This window comes from Pseudomonas sp. F(2018), assembly GCF_005508865.1.
GTDB lineage: Bacteria > Pseudomonadota > Gammaproteobacteria > Pseudomonadales > Pseudomonadaceae > Aquipseudomonas.
Genome location: NZ_SCOM01000002.1, coordinates 31,489 through 46,192, shown reverse-complemented (window position 1 = coordinate 46,192; position 14,704 = coordinate 31,489). Strand labels below are relative to the sequence as shown.

17 protein-coding genes are annotated in these 14,704 nt (G+C 66.6%); 9 read left to right on the top strand and 8 right to left on the bottom strand.

Features of this window, described 5'->3' with window-relative positions:
* Positions 1–11: 11 nt before the first annotated feature.
* Complete coding sequence (locus FFS62_RS08050) at positions 12–2,213, top strand: LTA synthase family protein (RefSeq protein ID WP_137972318.1); 2,202 nt, start codon at positions 12–14, stop codon at positions 2,211–2,213.
* Between the two features lie 141 nt (positions 2,214–2,354).
* Here FFS62_RS08050 and FFS62_RS08045 read toward each other — a convergent pair whose 3' ends face one another.
* Complete coding sequence (locus FFS62_RS08045; RefSeq protein WP_171016331.1) at positions 2,355–3,437, bottom strand: PQQ-dependent sugar dehydrogenase; 1,083 nt, start codon at positions 3,435–3,437, stop codon at positions 2,355–2,357.
* Positions 3,438–3,603: 166 nt separating this feature from the next.
* On the opposite strand from FFS62_RS08045, the gene FFS62_RS08040 reads away from it, so the two are divergent.
* Complete coding sequence (locus FFS62_RS08040; protein ID WP_137972316.1) at positions 3,604–4,326, top strand: rRNA pseudouridine synthase; 723 nt, start codon at positions 3,604–3,606, stop codon at positions 4,324–4,326.
* On the opposite strand, the gene FFS62_RS08035 is transcribed toward FFS62_RS08040, so the two are convergent.
* Positions 4,327–5,052 (bottom strand): ABC transporter substrate-binding protein, encoded by a 726-nt coding sequence (locus tag FFS62_RS08035; RefSeq protein ID WP_137972315.1) that lies wholly within the window; start codon positions 5,050–5,052, stop codon positions 4,327–4,329. It lies immediately after the preceding gene.
* Between the two features lie 137 nt (positions 5,053–5,189).
* Here FFS62_RS08035 and FFS62_RS08030 point away from each other — a divergent pair, with 137 nt between their 5' ends.
* Positions 5,190–6,167, top strand: a complete 978-nt coding sequence (locus tag FFS62_RS08030) for a zinc-dependent alcohol dehydrogenase family protein (RefSeq protein WP_137972314.1) — start codon at positions 5,190–5,192, stop codon at positions 6,165–6,167.
* Between the two features lie 187 nt (positions 6,168–6,354).
* Here FFS62_RS08030 and FFS62_RS08025 read toward each other — a convergent pair whose 3' ends face one another.
* Positions 6,355–7,701: a DEAD/DEAH box helicase gene (locus tag FFS62_RS08025; protein ID WP_137972313.1), complete on the bottom strand. Its 1,347-nt coding sequence runs from the start codon at positions 7,699–7,701 to the stop codon at positions 6,355–6,357.
* Positions 7,702–7,877: 176 nt separating this feature from the next.
* Here FFS62_RS08025 and FFS62_RS08020 point away from each other — a divergent pair, with 176 nt between their 5' ends.
* From FFS62_RS08020 to FFS62_RS08010, 3 genes are read left to right on the top strand one after another with little or no spacing between them, the layout of a single operon-like run.
* Complete coding sequence (locus tag FFS62_RS08020; protein ID WP_137972312.1) at positions 7,878–8,531, top strand: 7-cyano-7-deazaguanine/7-aminomethyl-7-deazaguanine transporter; 654 nt, start codon at positions 7,878–7,880, stop codon at positions 8,529–8,531.
* 57 nt (positions 8,532–8,588) lie between these two features.
* Entirely contained in the window at positions 8,589–8,999 is a 411-nt protein-coding gene (locus tag FFS62_RS08015; RefSeq protein WP_137972311.1) for an anti-virulence regulator CigR family protein, read from the top strand.
* Positions 9,000–9,009: 10 nt separating this feature from the next.
* A complete protein-coding gene (locus tag FFS62_RS08010) occupies positions 9,010–9,549 on the top strand; it encodes a dihydrofolate reductase family protein (protein ID WP_137972310.1) in 540 nt (179 codons plus the stop codon).
* Here the strand turns inward: FFS62_RS08010 and rarD are convergent, their stop codons facing one another.
* From rarD to FFS62_RS07995, 3 genes are all read right to left on the bottom strand, one after another.
* Positions 9,550–10,446, bottom strand: a complete 897-nt coding sequence (gene rarD / locus FFS62_RS08005) for an EamA family transporter RarD (protein WP_137972309.1) — start codon at positions 10,444–10,446, stop codon at positions 9,550–9,552. It abuts the gene before it with no gap.
* Between the two features lie 257 nt (positions 10,447–10,703).
* Entirely contained in the window at positions 10,704–11,303 is a 600-nt protein-coding gene (locus FFS62_RS08000; protein ID WP_137972308.1) for an FMN-dependent NADH-azoreductase, read from the bottom strand.
* A 129-nt stretch (positions 11,304–11,432) separates the two neighbouring features.
* Complete coding sequence (locus FFS62_RS07995; protein ID WP_137972307.1) at positions 11,433–11,747, bottom strand: 3-phosphoglycerate kinase; 315 nt, start codon at positions 11,745–11,747, stop codon at positions 11,433–11,435.
* A gap of 48 nt (positions 11,748–11,795) precedes the next feature.
* On the opposite strand from FFS62_RS07995, the gene FFS62_RS07990 reads away from it, so the two are divergent.
* From FFS62_RS07990 to FFS62_RS07980, 3 genes are read left to right on the top strand one after another with little or no spacing between them, the layout of a single operon-like run.
* A complete protein-coding gene (locus FFS62_RS07990) occupies positions 11,796–12,722 on the top strand; it encodes a LysR family transcriptional regulator (protein ID WP_137972306.1) in 927 nt (308 codons plus the stop codon).
* A gap of 10 nt (positions 12,723–12,732) precedes the next feature.
* Positions 12,733–13,560 carry an alpha/beta fold hydrolase gene (locus FFS62_RS07985; protein ID WP_137972305.1) on the top strand — a complete coding sequence of 276 codons (828 nt, stop codon included), beginning with the start codon at positions 12,733–12,735 and terminating at the stop codon, positions 13,558–13,560.
* The gene (locus FFS62_RS07980) at positions 13,554–14,108 is read left to right on the top strand and encodes a peptidylprolyl isomerase (RefSeq protein ID WP_137972304.1); all 555 of its coding nucleotides are present in this window, start codon (positions 13,554–13,556) and stop codon (positions 14,106–14,108) included. The genes FFS62_RS07985 and FFS62_RS07980 overlap by 7 nt, the downstream gene beginning before the upstream one ends.
* Positions 14,109–14,170: 62 nt before the next feature.
* Here the strand turns inward: FFS62_RS07980 and FFS62_RS07975 are convergent, their stop codons facing one another.
* Both FFS62_RS07975 and FFS62_RS07970 read right to left on the bottom strand, forming a co-directional pair.
* On the bottom strand, positions 14,171–14,494 hold the full coding sequence (locus FFS62_RS07975) for a low molecular weight protein tyrosine phosphatase family protein (RefSeq protein ID WP_137972303.1): 324 nt from the start codon (positions 14,492–14,494) through the stop codon (positions 14,171–14,173).
* Positions 14,491–14,703 (bottom strand): hypothetical protein, encoded by a 213-nt coding sequence (locus FFS62_RS07970; protein WP_137972302.1) that lies wholly within the window; start codon positions 14,701–14,703, stop codon positions 14,491–14,493. The genes FFS62_RS07975 and FFS62_RS07970 overlap by 4 nt, the downstream gene beginning before the upstream one ends.
* Between the last annotated feature and the right edge of the window lies 1 nt (position 14,704).

Below are 14,704 nucleotides of genomic sequence, written 5' to 3'. Positions count from 1 at the left end.
CAGGAGCTCCTGTGCGCCTTTCCAGTCGCTGGCTGCCGTACCCTGCCGCGTCGCTTTTTGCCCTCGGCCTGCTGTTCGTTGTGCTGCCAATCGCCGCTCGCTACTGGCTAGGCTGGTCGAGCTGGCCGGGCTATGTCTCCGACCTGGGCATCGGCGGGCTGCTCCTGCTGCTGTGCTATCGCCGCCCGCTGCTGGCCGTACCACTGACGGCGGCCTGGGCCCTGCTGTTGCTGAGCAATGCCGAGCTGGTCAACGCCGTGGGCCGCATGCCCGAACCGAGCGACATCAAGTACCTGAGCGATCCCCAGTTCGTCAGCCAGTCCACCCAGGGTAGCGGCCTGCGCTACCCGCTACTGGCCGGCGCCCTGGTGATCAGCGTGCTGGCCTGCCTGCTGCTCGGGCGCCGCGCCGGACCGAAGATTTCCCGCTACGCCTTCGTGTTGCCGGTCGCCCTGCTGTTCAGCCACGCCATCGACCAGTACATCGAGCCCAGCGAAGACGACCAGTGGCGCCTGTTCAACCTGCCGCACAAGGTGCTGGCCGAAGGCACCAGCCGCGCCCGGGTGGCGGTGGAGGACTGGTACGCCGGCGACGACTCCGGCCTGCCGCCGGACATCGACGGTCTGAGCAAGCTGGACCTGTCCGGCACGCCGCTGCTACCGGGTGGCGGCAAGGCGCGCAACGTGCTGATCGTGACCCTGGAAGGCATTCCCGGCGCCTACATCGCCAAGAACCGCCAGCTGATCGGCAGCAGCTACCAGGAAGACCTGATGCCGCGCCTGAGCGAATGGGCTGAGCGCAGCATGACCACCCCGGACTACGTGCTGCACAGCCACCAGACCATTCGCGGCCTGTACGCCATGCTCTGCGGCGACTACGGCAAGCTGGACTCCGGCACGCCCAAGGGCGTGGAGCTGCTCAACAGCCAGACCCGCAACCTGCAGTGCCTGCCGCACCAGCTGCGCACCATGGGCTTCCGAACCCACTTCCTGCAAGGCGCCGGGCTGCGCTTCATGGCCAAGGACCAGATCATGCCGCACATGGGCTTCCAGCAGACCCATGGGCGCGACTGGTTCAAGAACAAACCGTACCTGGAATTCCCCTGGGGCATGGACGACAAGGCCTACTTCGAGGGTGCGCTGAAGTACGTCAAGCAGCTGCGCGGCAACCAGCAGCCGTGGATGCTCACCCTGCTCACCGTCGGCACCCACCAGCCCTATTCCGCGCCCAAGGAATACCTGGAGCGCTACCCCACCGCCAAGCAGGCCGCCATCGGCTACCTGGACGACGCGGTCGCGGACTTCCTCGCCGGTCTGGAGAAACAGGGCGTGCTCAAGGACACCCTGGTGATCGTCACCTCGGACGAGTCCCACGGCCTGGAGAACGTGCGCCTGGCCTCGGCCTGGGGCTTCAACCTGGTGCTGGCGCCGGACGGCGACAAGCTGCCCAAGGTCAAACCCGGCGTGTACGGTCATGTCGACCTGACCGCCTCGGTGCTGGATTACTTCGACCTGCCGGTGCCGGACAACATCGCCGGCCGCTCGCTGTTCCGCGACTACGCCACGCCCCGCGAGATCATGTCCTACACCAACGGTCTGCTGCGCCAGCACGATGGCAAGGTGTTCACCGAGTGCAACTTCCAGCAGGTCTGCCGACGCTACGAGAGCACGAGCTTCATCGCCGACCATCCCAAGTACCTGGGCCGTGTCAGCGGCCGCCAGGCACGCCTGGTCAGCCAGCGCGCCGCCCTGCTCGACCAGTCGATTACCGGCGGGCAGATCGGCCAACGCTACCAGTTCGCCAACCGCGAGCGCATCGACCTCAAGCTCGAGTCGCGTGACGACTGGGCGGACAACCTGATCGGCGCCCAATACCTGGAAATGCCCAAGGGCACCCGCACCCGCGTGACCCTGAAGATCGACGCCGTGCGTCTGGATCGCAGCGGCGCCGTGCTACGCCTGATCACCAAGGAGTTCGATCGCAACAACAGCCTGGCCATTCCGCCGCTGCCGGCGCTCAAGCGCGGCGAGAGCGTCGAGCTGAGCTTCGACTTCGACAACCCGGAAACCCGCAAGGCCTTCTCCTTCCACCTGCTCGGCGAAGGCCGTGGCGCCATCCGCATCAGCGACTTCAGCGTGGTCACCGAGCCGTTGCCGCCGGAGCTGGTGGCCAACCAGGAAGTCGATTCGGCGATGGAGGCGGCGGCCCACTGAAGGCCCCGCTCTACTACTTCGCTAGCCCCGTAGCCCGGATGCAATCCGGGGACGGAGCCTCCTGTTTCCCGGATTGCATCCGGGCTACACGTCTGACCCTCTCCCCGCTCTCTCCCGTATACGGGAGAGGGCGTCCCGGCTTTAGGGGCCCGCACCACCCAACCCCAGCCGGACCAGCTTGCCGTCCGGCGCATCGGTCAGCAGATAAAGATAGCCATCCGGTCCCTGGCGCACATCGCGGATGCGCCAGCCCTGGTCCTGCAGCAGCCGCTCCTCGTGCCCCACCCTGTCGCCATCCAGCTGCAGACGAATCAGCGACTGGTCGGCCAGCGCGCCGATAAACAGGCTGTGCCGCCAGGCCGGAAAGCGCTCGGCGGAATAGAAGGCCATGCCGGAAACCGCCGGCGACTTCTCCCACACATGCTGCGGCGCCTCGGTGCCGGCCACCTGCTCGCCTTCGGCCTCGGGAATCGGCAACAAGCTGTAGTTGACCCCGTGGGTAGCCAGCGGCCAGCCGTAATTGCGCCCCTTCAGCGGAACATTGATCTCGTCGCCGCCACGCGGGCCGTGCTCGTGCAGCCAGATGGCGCCGCTCCACGGATTGAGCGCCATCCCCTGGGGATTGCGGTGGCCGTAGGACCAGATCTCCGCGCGCGCACCGGGCTTGCCGACGAAGGGGTTGTCCGGCGGCACGCTGCCATCCGGGTTCAGCCGCACCAGCTTGCCCTGCAGCTTGTCCAGCTCCTGGGCAGTGGCGCGCTGGTTGTTCTCGCCCAGGCTGATGTACAGGAAACCCTGACGATCGAAGGCCAGGCGCGAGCCGAAATGAATGCCCTCGGACAGCTTGGGCTGCTGGCGGAAGATCACCCGGAAATCCTGCAGCCCGCGCATGTCCTCGCTCAGCCGCCCTCGGCCGACCGCCGTACCGGCCTTGTCACCGGACTCGTCCGCCTCGGCGTAGCTCAGGTAGACCAGGCGATCGCGGGCGAAGTCCGGCGACAGCGCCACGTCCAGCAAGCCGCCCTGGCCCCGGGCATACACCTGCGGCAGGCCGGCCAGCGGTGCCTGCAGGCGGCCCTGGGCATCCAGCCAGCGCAGGCGCCCGGGGCGCTCGGTGATCAGGCTGCCCTGGTCATCCGGCAGGAAGGCCAGGCTCCAGGGATGTTCCAGACCGCCCACCACCTCGGTCAGCTGCAGTTCGCCCAGCTCGCTGCGCTCGGCCATGGCCGGCGACGCCAGCAGCGTGCCCGTGATCAGGATTGCCAATATCCGCCTCATGCTCGTCCTCGCTCTCGACCGGCCTTCGCCCGACCTTTCTTTTAGCCCAATCCCGGTGCGGGCCCCAGGCCGGTTACAATGCCTTTCATTTCCTGATGTGACGCCCGCTGCCATGACCGAAGCCGAACGCCTGTCGAAACGCCTGATCCAGCTCACCTCCTGCTCGCGCCGCGAGGCGGAGCTGTATATCGAGGGCGGCTGGGTCACCGTGGATGGCCAGGTGATCGAGGAGCCGCAGCACCCGGTGCGCGATGAGCATATCGTGCTGCTGCCCGGCGCCAAGGCCGAGACCCAGCCGCCGATCACCCTGCTGCTGCACAAGCCGGTCGGCCTCGGTTGCGGTATGGGCGCCAACTCCACCCAGCAGTTGCTCAGCCATGCCCACCACTGGGCCGAGGACGCCAGCGGCATCCGCCCGCTGCAGCGCCACCTGCGCCGCCTGGAGCTGCTCACCCCGCTGGAAACCGATGCCAGCGGCCTGCTGGTGTTCAGTCAGAGCCATGCGGTGGTGCGCCTGTTCAAGGAACAAGGCGCGACGCTGGAGCAGGAATACCTGGTGGAGGTCGCCGGCAGCCTAGACGAAAAGGGCCTCAAGCGCCTGAGCTTCGGCCAGACCTACAAGGGCGTGACGGTGCCGCCGTGCAAGGTCAGCTGGCAGAGCGAGACGCGCCTGCGCTTCGCCATCAAGGCCGTGCAGCCCGGCCAGCTGCGCTTCATGTGCGAAAACGTCGGCCTGCAGGTGCTGGGCATCCGCCGCCTGCGCTTCGGCCGCACCGGTCTGGCCAAGGTGCCGGTCGGCCAGTGGCGCTACCTGGGGCTCAACGAGAAGTTCTGATCAATAGTCGGCGTAGCGCTGTTCTATGCGCTGGTACTCGCCATTGGCGCGGATGGCCGCCAGGCCACGGTTGAAGCGTTCGCTCTGTTCCGCCAAACGGAAGCCGACGCTGTAGGCGGTCGGTGGGAACAGCATGTACTGGGTCACCGGCTGGCTGGTATCGACCTGCTCGCCGACCTCGCGGTTGAAGTAGCGCATGATGCGCGGATCGCCCACCACCACGTCGATGCGCCCGCTGTACAACAGGCGGTTGCGGTTGATCTGCTGGGCCTCCTCGCGGTAGTGCGAGTTGGCCTCGGCCATGGCCTGGAATTCCGGCCCCAGCAGGTGGCGGGCGCGCTGGAAGGTGCTGATCGAGTAGCGCCCCAGGTCGGCGATGCTGGTGATGCGATAGCCCCGCGAGGACAGCGCCAGGGCGACGTTCTGGCAATGGATATAGGGCGCCGAGTAGTACGCCGGCAGGCCACTGTAGGCATTGGTGGTGGCGATGCCATCCAGGTCGCCGCGCCCCAGGGCCAGGTGCAGCCGCTCCATCGGTGCGTAGCGCACCTCCACCTCGTCGCCGGCAGCGCGCACGGCGGCCACCACTATGTCGTACTCCAGCCCACGGCTCTCGCCCTCGAATACGTAGGGCGGCTTGTGCGTGCCGAAGCCAATGCGCAGCGGCTCTGCCGGGGCGGCGGGAGCCAGCAGCAGAACCAGCCACGGCCAGACGCGTGAAAACATGCGGTCCCCCTTAGCGATGGACCAAGCATAGGTGTTCGTCCATGGCTGGCGCCATCACCCGCGCATATGCAGGGCGATTCATCCCATGGCGGCATCTTGGGTCTAGACTCAGCGCTCTCAGACGATGGAGAACTGCCATGCTCAAAGCCGAATACCAACACCGCGGCAAGGTCCCACAGGACGTGATCGAAGCGGTGGAACTGCAATTGCCGCCGCTGCCCGCCGGCCAGGCCCTGGTCAAGGTGCTGGCGGCACCGATCAACCCTTCCGACGTGCTGACCCTGACCGGTGAATACGGCATGCTGCCGCCACTGCCGGCCATCGGCGGCAACGAGGGCGTCGGCCGCGTCGAAGCGCTGGGCGAAGGCGTGAGCAACGTCAAGGTCGGCCAGACCGTGCTGCTGCCGGTGGGCATCGGCACCTGGGTCACCCACCTGCACGCCCCCGCCGCCAAACTGATCCCGCTGCCGGACGCCGATCCGCAGCAGCTGGCGATGATGACCATCAACCCGCCGACCGCCTCGCTGCTGCTCAGCGAGTTCGTCGACCTCAAGCCGGGCGACTGGGTGATCCAGAACGCCGCCAACTCCGGCGTCGGCGGCTACCTGATCCAGCTGGCCAAGCTGCGCGGCTTCAAGACCATCAACGTGGTGCGTCGCGAGGCCGCGGTAGCCGGGGTCAAGGCCGAGGGTGGTGACGTGGTGCTGCTGGACGGCCCGGACCTGCACAAGCGCGTACGCGAGGCCACCGGTGGTGCGCCGGTGATGCTCGGCATCGACGCCGTGGGTGGCGCGGCCACCGATCACGTGGCCGCCTGCCTGAGCGAGGGCGGCACCCTGGTGAACTACGGCCTGATGAGCGGCGAGCCGTGCCAGGTGTCGGCGGCCTCCTTCGTGTTCCGCGACGTGACCCTGCGCGGCTTCTGGCTGGCCAAGTGGTTCCAGAAGGCCAGCCAGGCCGACCAGTTCCGCGTGTTCGGCGAGCTGACCCAGCTGATCGCCAGCGGCAAGCTCAAGGCCCGTGTCGCCGCCACCTACGACATTAGCCAGATCAAGGAAGCCATCGCCGCGGCCGCCGCCGGCGAGCGCGACGGCAAGATTCTGATCGTGCCGTAGTAAGCGCCCTCTCCCTCCGGGAGAGGGTCGGGGTGAGGGGATCATAAGCGGCTCGAAGCGGCCTGTATCAGCCCTTTTCCAAAGGGAGAGGGAGCACGAGTCCCAGAGTGGCCTTGGAGCGCAGCGACAGTCCGCCGCCCACCGAGCCGTAAAAAACAGAGGGGGCCCATCAGGCCCCCTCTTCGTTTCACTCCGCCGCCGGCTTCTTGCGCTTCAGCGGGGCCATGCCGTCCTGGCTGACCAGGCTGGAGGGCGCGGCCTTCGGTGCGTTCGAGCGGCGCTTGGCGGCTGCCGGCTTGTTGGCCGCGCTCTTCTTCGCACCATCCTTCTTGTCGGTCTTTTTCTTCTTCACGCCGACGGCCTTGCCGGATGCCTTGACGTTCTTCGGCCCCTGGTAGCTGCCCTTGAGCTCCTTGATCACCCGACGCTCGAAGCGCTGCTTGAGGTAGCGCTCGATGCTCGACATCAGGTTCCAGTCGTTGTGGCAGATCAGCGATACCGCCAGGCCATCGGCGCCGGCGCGACCGGTACGGCCGATGCGGTGCACGTACTCGTCGCCGGAGCGCGGCATGTCGAAGTTGATCACCAGATCCAGACCCTCGATATCCAGGCCACGGGCCGCCACGTCGGTGGCCACCAGCACCTTGCTCCCGCCCTGCTTGAGGCGGTCGATGGCCAGTTTGCGGTCCTTCTGGTCCTTGTCGCCGTGCAGCACGAAGGCCTTGTAGTCGGCCGCCACCAGGTGTCCGTACAGGCGATCGGCCTGGACCCGGGTGTTGGTGAAGACGATGGCCTTGCGGTAGGTCTCGTTGGTCAGCAGCCAGTGCACCAGACGTTCCTTGTGGCCCGGGTCGTCGGCAGTGATGATCTGCTGGACGGTGGTCTCGCTGAGCTGGTCGACGCTGTTGAGCTTGAGGTGCACCGGCTCGCGCAGCACCTTGGCGATCATCTCGCGCAGCACCTTGCCGCCGCCGGTGGCGGAGAACAGCAGGGTCTGCTGGCGGTTGACGCATTCGGCGGTGATGCGCTCGATGTCCTCGGCGAAGCCCAGGTCGAGCATGCGGTCGGCCTCGTCCAGCACCAGCACCTCGACACCATTGAGCTTCAGGCTGCCGGCGTTGAGGTGTTCCATCAGCCGACCCGGGGTGGCGATCAGCAGGTCCGGCTGGCGACGCAGCAGGGCCGCCTGCTCCTTGAAGTCCTCACCGCCAGTGACCAGCGCCGACTTGATGAAGGTGAACTGGGAGAAGCGCTCGACTTCCTTGAGGATCTGCTGGGCCAACTCGCGGGTCGGCAGCAGGATCAGCGAGCGCACGTCGGTGCGCTGCTTGGAGTTGGCGTCGCCGAGCAGGCGGTTGAGTAGCGGCAGCAGGAAGGCCGCGGTCTTGCCACTGCCGGTCTGCGCCGTCACCCGCAGGTCACGCCCCTCCAGAGCCGGCGGAATGGCCGCGAGCTGCACCGGCGTCGGCTCGGTGAAGTTCAGCTCGGCGACGGCCTTGAGCAGGCGTTCATGCAGGGCGAATTGGGAAAACACGGGGGACTTACCTCGGCACAGATCGAAAACAGGTTGCATAGGGTAACGGTTGTCGGGGCAAAAGGCCGCATCTGATCGAATTTTGTACAAAACCGTCCGAGCGGATAGAATGCGCGCCGCCAGCCATTCCGGCCGGCATGGGTTCCCTAACCCCATCCATTAAAAAGGTAGCCTCCATGCTTCTGCCCCATGCGGCGCACCAGCGTTCGGCCCTGGCCGTGCTGATCGCCTTCCACATCCTCATCATCATCGCCAGCAACTACCTGGTGCAGCTGCCGATCACCCTGTTCGGCTGGCACACCACCTGGGGCGCGTTCAGCTTTCCGTTCATCTTCCTGGCCAGCGACCTGACCGTGCGCCTGCTCGGCAAGAGCCCGGCGCGCCAGGTGATCGCCCGGGTGATGATTCCCGCCCTGCTCGCTTCCTACGTGGTCTCGGTGCTGTTCCAGGAGGGCGCCTTCCGCGGCCTGGCGGCACTGGGCGAGTACAACGAGTTCGTCCTGCGCATCTCGGTGGCCAGCTTCCTCGCCTACGTGCTCGGCCAATTGCTCGACATCCAGGTGTTCGACCGCCTGCGCCAGCTGCCGCAGTGGTGGATAGCGCCGACCGCCTCGACCATCCTCGGCAACCTGCTGGACACCTTCGCCTTCTTCTCGGTGGCCTTCTGGCGCAGCGACAACCCGTTCATGGCCGAGCACTGGGTGGAAATCGCCACGGTGGACTACGGGGTCAAGCTGGCCGTCAGCCTGATGCTGTTCGTGCCGCTGTACGGCGTGCTGCTGCGAGCCATACTGCGAGTGCTGGATAACCGAGCCCAGGCGCCGGCCTGAAGGAACATTCAAGCGAGGCGGGGTTCGAATCTGTACACCCTATCGGAGAAGGTGCCCATGCCTCGCATCCTGCCGCTCACCCTGCTCGCCGCCGCTCTCGCCCTTGGCCTGAACAGCGCCGGCGCCGCACCCAAACACGACAAGCATGACAAGCACGGCGGCGGCGGTGATCCCGACGTCACCGTCGACCTGCGCGGCCCGAGCATCGATATCGGCCGGGTGCGTGTCGTCCTCGGCGACAACCGCAACCTGATCGGCCCCGCCGACTCACTGCCGCCGGGCATCCGCAAGAACCTGGCACGCGGCAAGCCGCTGCCACCGGGCATCGCCAAGCGCTTCGACAACCGTCTGCTCGGCCAGCTGCCGCACTACGACGGCTACGAGTGGCGCCAGGTCGGTACCGACGTGGTGCTGGTGGCCCTGGCCAGCGGGCTGATCTACGAGATCATCGAGAACGTGCTGGACTGATCGGCGCCGCATGAAGCCGCAACTGGTCTACTACGTGGCCGCCAGCCTGGATGGCTATATCGCCCGCCCCGATGGCGCCATGGACTGGCTGGAGAGCATCGAGGCCTCCGGCGAGGATCACGGCTACGAAGGCTTCTACCAGAGTATCGATGGTCTGCTGATGGGCCGCGCCACCTACGACATGGTGCGCGGCTTCGGCATCGACTGGCCCTACCCCGGCAAGCCCTGTCTGGTCCTCGCCCGCAATCCGCTGGAGCAGCCGCCGGCCGACGTGCAGGGGCGTCACTGCACACCGACCGAGGCCCTGGATGAGCTGGCCGCGAGGGGCTGCAAGCGAGTCTGGCTGGTCGGCGGCGGCAGCCTGGCCGGCAACTGCCTGGCCGCCGGTCTGCTCGATGAACTCATAGTGAGCGTCATCCCGCACCTGCTCGGTGCCGGCATCCAGCTGTTCGCCACCGGCCTCGAGCACCGCCTGAGTCTGCAGGCACATCGGATGTTCCCCAGCGGCGTGGCGCAGCTGCACTACCAGGTGCTGGCGGAAGACGCCTGACTAGCTCACCCGCCGCGCCTGCTTGTGCAGCAGGCGCGCGCTGTCCCAGCCGGTGAGCAGCACCGCCAGCCAGATCGGCCCGTAGGTCCACAGCTGCTGCGGAGCGAAGGCCTCGCCGAGAAACAGCACGGCGACGCCGAACAGCAGCACCGGCTCCACATAGCTGAAAATGCCGAACAGCCCCAGCGGCAATAGGCGGCTGGCCGCCATCATGGCGCCGAAGGCCAGGGCGCTGAGCAGGCCCAGGCCCGGCAATAGCCACCACAGCTGCGGCGCCCCGGTGAACACCGCCGGCGGGCCATAGGAGTGGATCAGCCAGATGGCCAGCGGCGCCAGCATCAGCATCTCCAGGACGAAGCCGGACAGCGCGTCCAGGCGCATCCAGCGGCGCAGCATGAAGTACGGCGGATAACCGAGGGCGGCGACCAGGGTCACCCAGGAGAAGGCACGGGTCAGCCACAGCTCGTGCGCCACCCCCAGCAGCGCACAGGCCACGGCGATGCGCTGCAACGGACGCAGGCGCTCGCCGTAGAACAGCCGGCCGACCAGCACCATGGCCAGCGGCAGCAGGAAGTAGCCGAGGGACACATCGAGCATCCTGCCGGCCAGCGGAGCCCAGACGAACAGCAGCCACTGCACGCCCATCAAGGCGGCCGCCAATGGCAGCGCAGCCAGCAGCAACGGCTCGCGACGCAGCCTTACGAAGGCGGCGCCGAGTACCTGCCACTGCCGTGCCAGGGCCACCAGCAGGAGCACGGCTGGAATCGACCAGAGGATGCGCTGGGCGAATACCTGCAAGCCGTCTAGCGGCGCCAGTTCACGCACATAGCCGGGAATCAGCACGAACAACACCGACGCCACCACCGACAGCACCACACCACGACCCGACAACTGCACCGTCGCCTCCGACCACCCGATTCAAGGTGGGGCTATGGCAACACATGCCGTTCAATATTTCAAACACAGTTATGAACAGGCGGATGAGTACAGCTCGGCGAAGTCATGTCGCGCTACGGAAACAGCCGATTGGTTGCGCCTGGCAACGCGCTCGCGGACTTTCTCGCGACCAATAAAAAACCGGCCCGCCGGGAGGAGCACCCGTGCGAACCGGTGGATGGGCCGACAAAGCTCGGCCCCAGGGGAGAATCGGTGAATCAGGCGACCTGAGCCAGTTGCTCGCGCGCCTTGGCCAGGCCTTGCTCGGAGAACTCGGCGCCCATGTTCAGGCCTTCGGCGTGGACGAACTGCACGTCGTGGATGCCGATGAAGGCCAGAGCCTGGCGCAGGTAGGGTTCCTGGTGATCCAGGCCGCTACCGGCGTAGATGCCGCCACGGGCGGTCAGCACGACGGCGCGCTTGCCGGTGAGCAGGCCCTGGGGGCCGGTCTCGGTGTACTTGAAGGTGACGCCGGCGCGCAGCACATGGTCCAGCCAGGCTTTCAGGGTGCTGGGGATGGCGAAGTTGTACATCGGTGCGGCCAGTACCAGCACGTCGGCGGCCAGCACTTCGTCGGTCAGCTGGTTGGAGCGGGCGGCGGCGGCCTGCTCGGCATCGCTCTGCTGCTCGGCAGGCTTCATCCAGCCGGCGAGCAGGGTTTCGTCCAGGTGCGGCACCGGCTGTTTGGCCAGGTCACGTACGGTCACCTGGTCTTGCGGGTGGGCGGCCTGCCACTGGGCGATGAAGTCGGCGGTCAGCTGGCGGGATACGGAACCTTCCTGGCGGGCACTGCTTTCGATAACGAGGATGCGGGACATTTGGCTAACTCCATCGGGGTTGTTTGCTTCGATGGAGCGAAGGTTATGGTCAGCCAATAAGATTAAAAAGCGCAAATATCCGCTTCAAATAATCGATTAAGTTGATTATTTGCGAAGCGAGTCCTAGGCTCACTTCTGCTCGCAGGTAAGATCCACCCGCAGCTTGATGATGTTGCGGGCGAACTTCACCGTCTGGGTCACGCTCTCCCCGGCCTTCAGCTCGGAGGCACGGGTGCGCGGCGCCTCGGGGCCGTTTTGGAAGCGGGCGCTGCACTTGGCATCAAGAGTGCCGTAGTTGTACAGGGTGAGGCCGCCGATATTGCTGTCGATCTCCTGGATCGTGGCGGATACCTCGGCGCCGTTCAGCTGCTTCTTCAGCTCGGTGGGGTAAGCGAAGGCGGTCAGCGGCAGCATAGCGAGCAGGACCAGGCAGCAGTTTTTCATCGGCACTCTCCTATTGGGGGTGCTCAGATTAGAGAAGAGGAAGCGGCGATGAAAGCGCCCCGTGTCACGCTGGATCAATGGCGCACCCTGCAGGCGGTGGTGGACCACGGCGGCTTCGCCCAGGCGGCCGAGGCGCTGCACCGCTCGCAGTCGTCGGTGAGCTATACGGTGGCGCGCATGCAGGAGCAGCTGGGCGCACCGCTGCTGCGCATCGACGGGCGCAAGGCGGTGCTCACCGAGGCCGGCGAAGTGCTGCTGCGCCGCTCGCGGCAGCTGGTCAAGCAGGCCAGCCAGCTGGAGGAACTGGCCCACCACATGGAACAGGGCTGGGAGGCCGAGGTGCGCCTGGTGGTGGACGCCGCCTACCCCACCGCCAACATCGTGCGCACCCTCTCCGCCTTCATGCCGCAGAGCCGTGGCTGCCGCGTGCGCCTGCGCGAAGAGGTGCTGTCCGGCGTCGAGGAAGTGCTGCGCGAAGGTTCCGCGGACCTGGCCATCAGCGCCCTCAACATCACCGGCTATCTGCCCATCGAACTGGGGGAGGTGGAATTCCTCGCCGTGGCCCACCCGGAACATCCGCTGCATCGCCTGCAACGCCCGGTGACCTTCCAGGACCTGGAGGGCCAGATGCAGGTGGTGACCCGCGACAGCGGCCGCGTGCAGCCGCGCGACGCCGGCTGGCTCGGCGCCGAACAGCGCTGGACGGTGGGCAGCCTGCCTACCGCGCGTACCTTCGTCAGCAGCGGCCTGGGCTTCGCCTGGCTGCCGCACCACCTGATCGCCCGCGAACTGGAAGAAGGCCTGCTCAAGCCGTTGCCGATGGAACAGGGCGGCACCCGCCGGCCGCGCTTCTTCCTCTACAGCAACAAGGACAAGGTGCTCGGCCCGGCCACCCAGATTCTCATCGAGCTGATCAAGAACTTCGACGGTGCGCCGCTGGAGGCGCCCTTCGCCGCGCCACTGTCGGGCAACTGAGGCCAACACCATGTCCTACTTCGAACATCAGGGCTGCCAGCTGCACTACGAAGACCGCGGCCAGGGCGAACCGGTGCTGCTGGTCCACGGCCTCGGCTCCAGTATCCAGGACTGGGAATACCAGATGCCGCACCTGCTGCAAGGCCGCCGCGTGCTGGCCATCGACCTGCGCGGCCACGGCCGCTCCGGCAAGCCGCGCGAGCGCTACAGCATGGCCGGCTTCGCCGCCGACGTGGCGGCGCTGATCGAACACTTGGGCCTGCCACGCGTACATCTGGTCGGCATCTCCATGGGAGGTATGGTCGGCTTCCAGCTGGGCGTCGACCGGCCGGAGCTGCTGCGCAGCCTATGCATCGTCAACAGCGGCCCCGAGGTGCGCGCCAAGAGCGCCGCCGACTGGTGGATGCTGGCCAAGCGCTGGACCCTGTCGCGGGTTTTGAGCATGCAGACCATCGGCCAGGGGCTTGGCCGCATCCTCTTCCCGCTTCCGGAGCAGGCCGAGCTGCGCGCCAAGATCGAGCAGCGCTGGCCAGAGAACGACAAGCGCGCCTACCTGGCCAGCCTCGACGCCATCATCGGCTGGAGCGTGCGCGAACGCCTGGCCGCGATCACCTGTCCCACCCTGGTGGTCACGGCCGACCGCGACTACACATCGGTCGCCAGCAAGGAGGCCTATGTACGCGAGCTTCCCAACGCGCGCCTGGTGGTGATCGAGCGCTCGCGCCACGCCACCCCGATGGACCAGCCGCAACGTTTCAATGCCGTCCTGGACGAGTTCCTCGCCCAGGTCGAGCGCAATCAACCGCAAGAGAAAAACAAGGACCCACAACCATGCTGAAGCAACTCCTCCTCTCCGCCTGTGGCCTGCTGCTGAGCACCAGCCTGCTGGCCGCCGGCAATCCCCACGTGCTGCTGACCACCAGCCTCGGCGACATCGAGATCGAGCTCAACGCCGAGAAGGCGCCGATCAGCACGCAGAACTTCCTCGGCTACGTGGACGCCGGCTTCTACAACGGCACCCAGTTCCACCGGGTGATCCCGGGCTTCATGATCCAGGGCGGCGGCTTCGATGCCGACATGGGCGAGAAGGACACCTTCAAGCCGATCAAGAACGAGGCCGACAACGGCCTGCGCAACGACCGCGGCACCCTCGCCATGGCGCGCACCCAGGTGGTGGACTCGGCCACCAGCCAGTTCTTCATCAACCACAAGGACAACGACTTCCTCAACCACGGCGGCCGCGACTTCGGCTACGCGGTGTTCGGCAAGGTCGTGCGCGGCATGGACGTGGTCGACCGCATCGCCAAGGTACGCACCGGCAACCGCGGCATGCACCAGAACGTGCCGGTCGAACCGGTGCTGATCCTCAGCGCGAAGAAGCTCTGACTGCGACTCCTGGCGCGGCCGCTGCAGCGGCTGCGCCAACCTCTTTCCCCTATTGCTCCGCCTCAGCGCAAATAGGCGCCCGCCTTGCGTTCCAGCAGCTCGACCAGCTCCGGCTGCATGTATTCGTAGTCGTCCGGAATGCCCAGGCAGATCACCCGCCGATCCTTGAGCAGCGGACCGAAGCGCTGCTGCAGGCGTCGCTGGTGCACCCGTTCCATGACGAAGATCAGCTCGGCCCACTGCACCTGCTCGGCGGACAGCGGCACCTCGGCATCCGGCGCCAGTCCGGCCGAGTCGCTCTCCACTTCAGGCCAGGCGGCAAAGACCTGCTCGGCCGTGGGGCTGCGCAGGCGGTTGCGACTGCAGATGAACAGGGCGCGGGTCACGGCCGACGCCACAACAGCAGCAAGACCAGCAGGGCGAACAGACCGATGCAGATGCCATAGCACCAGGCCGCAGGCCCGGAATGGCCAATGGCTTCGACACCGCCGACATCCTCCAGCCAGCGCCACAACGGCACCAGTAGCAAGGCCAGCAATACGCCGAGCGGCAGACTCAGTGCCAGAACACCCAGGCTCAGCAACAGCTTCTGCATG

Bases quoted from the DNA above. Each gene is read 5' to 3' on its own strand.
- FFS62_RS08045 (WP_171016331.1), bottom strand. From the start codon at position 3,437: ATGGCCGAGCGCAGCGAGCTGGGCGAACTGCAGCTGACCGAGGTGGTG.
- FFS62_RS08040 (WP_137972316.1), top strand. From the start codon at position 3,604: ATGACCGAAGCCGAACGCCTGTCGAAACGCCTGATCCAGCTCACCTCC.
- FFS62_RS08035 (WP_137972315.1), bottom strand. From the start codon at position 5,052: ATGTTTTCACGCGTCTGGCCGTGGCTGGTTCTGCTGCTGGCTCCCGCC.
- FFS62_RS08030 (WP_137972314.1), top strand. From the start codon at position 5,190: ATGCTCAAAGCCGAATACCAACACCGCGGCAAGGTCCCACAGGACGTG.
- FFS62_RS08020 (WP_137972312.1), top strand. From the start codon at position 7,878: ATGCTTCTGCCCCATGCGGCGCACCAGCGTTCGGCCCTGGCCGTGCTG.
- FFS62_RS08015 (WP_137972311.1), top strand. From the start codon at position 8,589: ATGCCTCGCATCCTGCCGCTCACCCTGCTCGCCGCCGCTCTCGCCCTT.
- FFS62_RS08010 (WP_137972310.1), top strand. From the start codon at position 9,010: ATGAAGCCGCAACTGGTCTACTACGTGGCCGCCAGCCTGGATGGCTAT.
- FFS62_RS08000 (WP_137972308.1), bottom strand. From the start codon at position 11,303: ATGTCCCGCATCCTCGTTATCGAAAGCAGTGCCCGCCAGGAAGGTTCC.
- FFS62_RS07995 (WP_137972307.1), bottom strand. From the start codon at position 11,747: ATGAAAAACTGCTGCCTGGTCCTGCTCGCTATGCTGCCGCTGACCGCC.
- FFS62_RS07990 (WP_137972306.1), top strand. From the start codon at position 11,796: ATGAAAGCGCCCCGTGTCACGCTGGATCAATGGCGCACCCTGCAGGCG.
- FFS62_RS07985 (WP_137972305.1), top strand. From the start codon at position 12,733: ATGTCCTACTTCGAACATCAGGGCTGCCAGCTGCACTACGAAGACCGC.
- FFS62_RS07980 (WP_137972304.1), top strand. From the start codon at position 13,554: ATGCTGAAGCAACTCCTCCTCTCCGCCTGTGGCCTGCTGCTGAGCACC.
- FFS62_RS07970 (WP_137972302.1), bottom strand. From the start codon at position 14,703: ATGCAGAAGCTGTTGCTGAGCCTGGGTGTTCTGGCACTGAGTCTGCCG.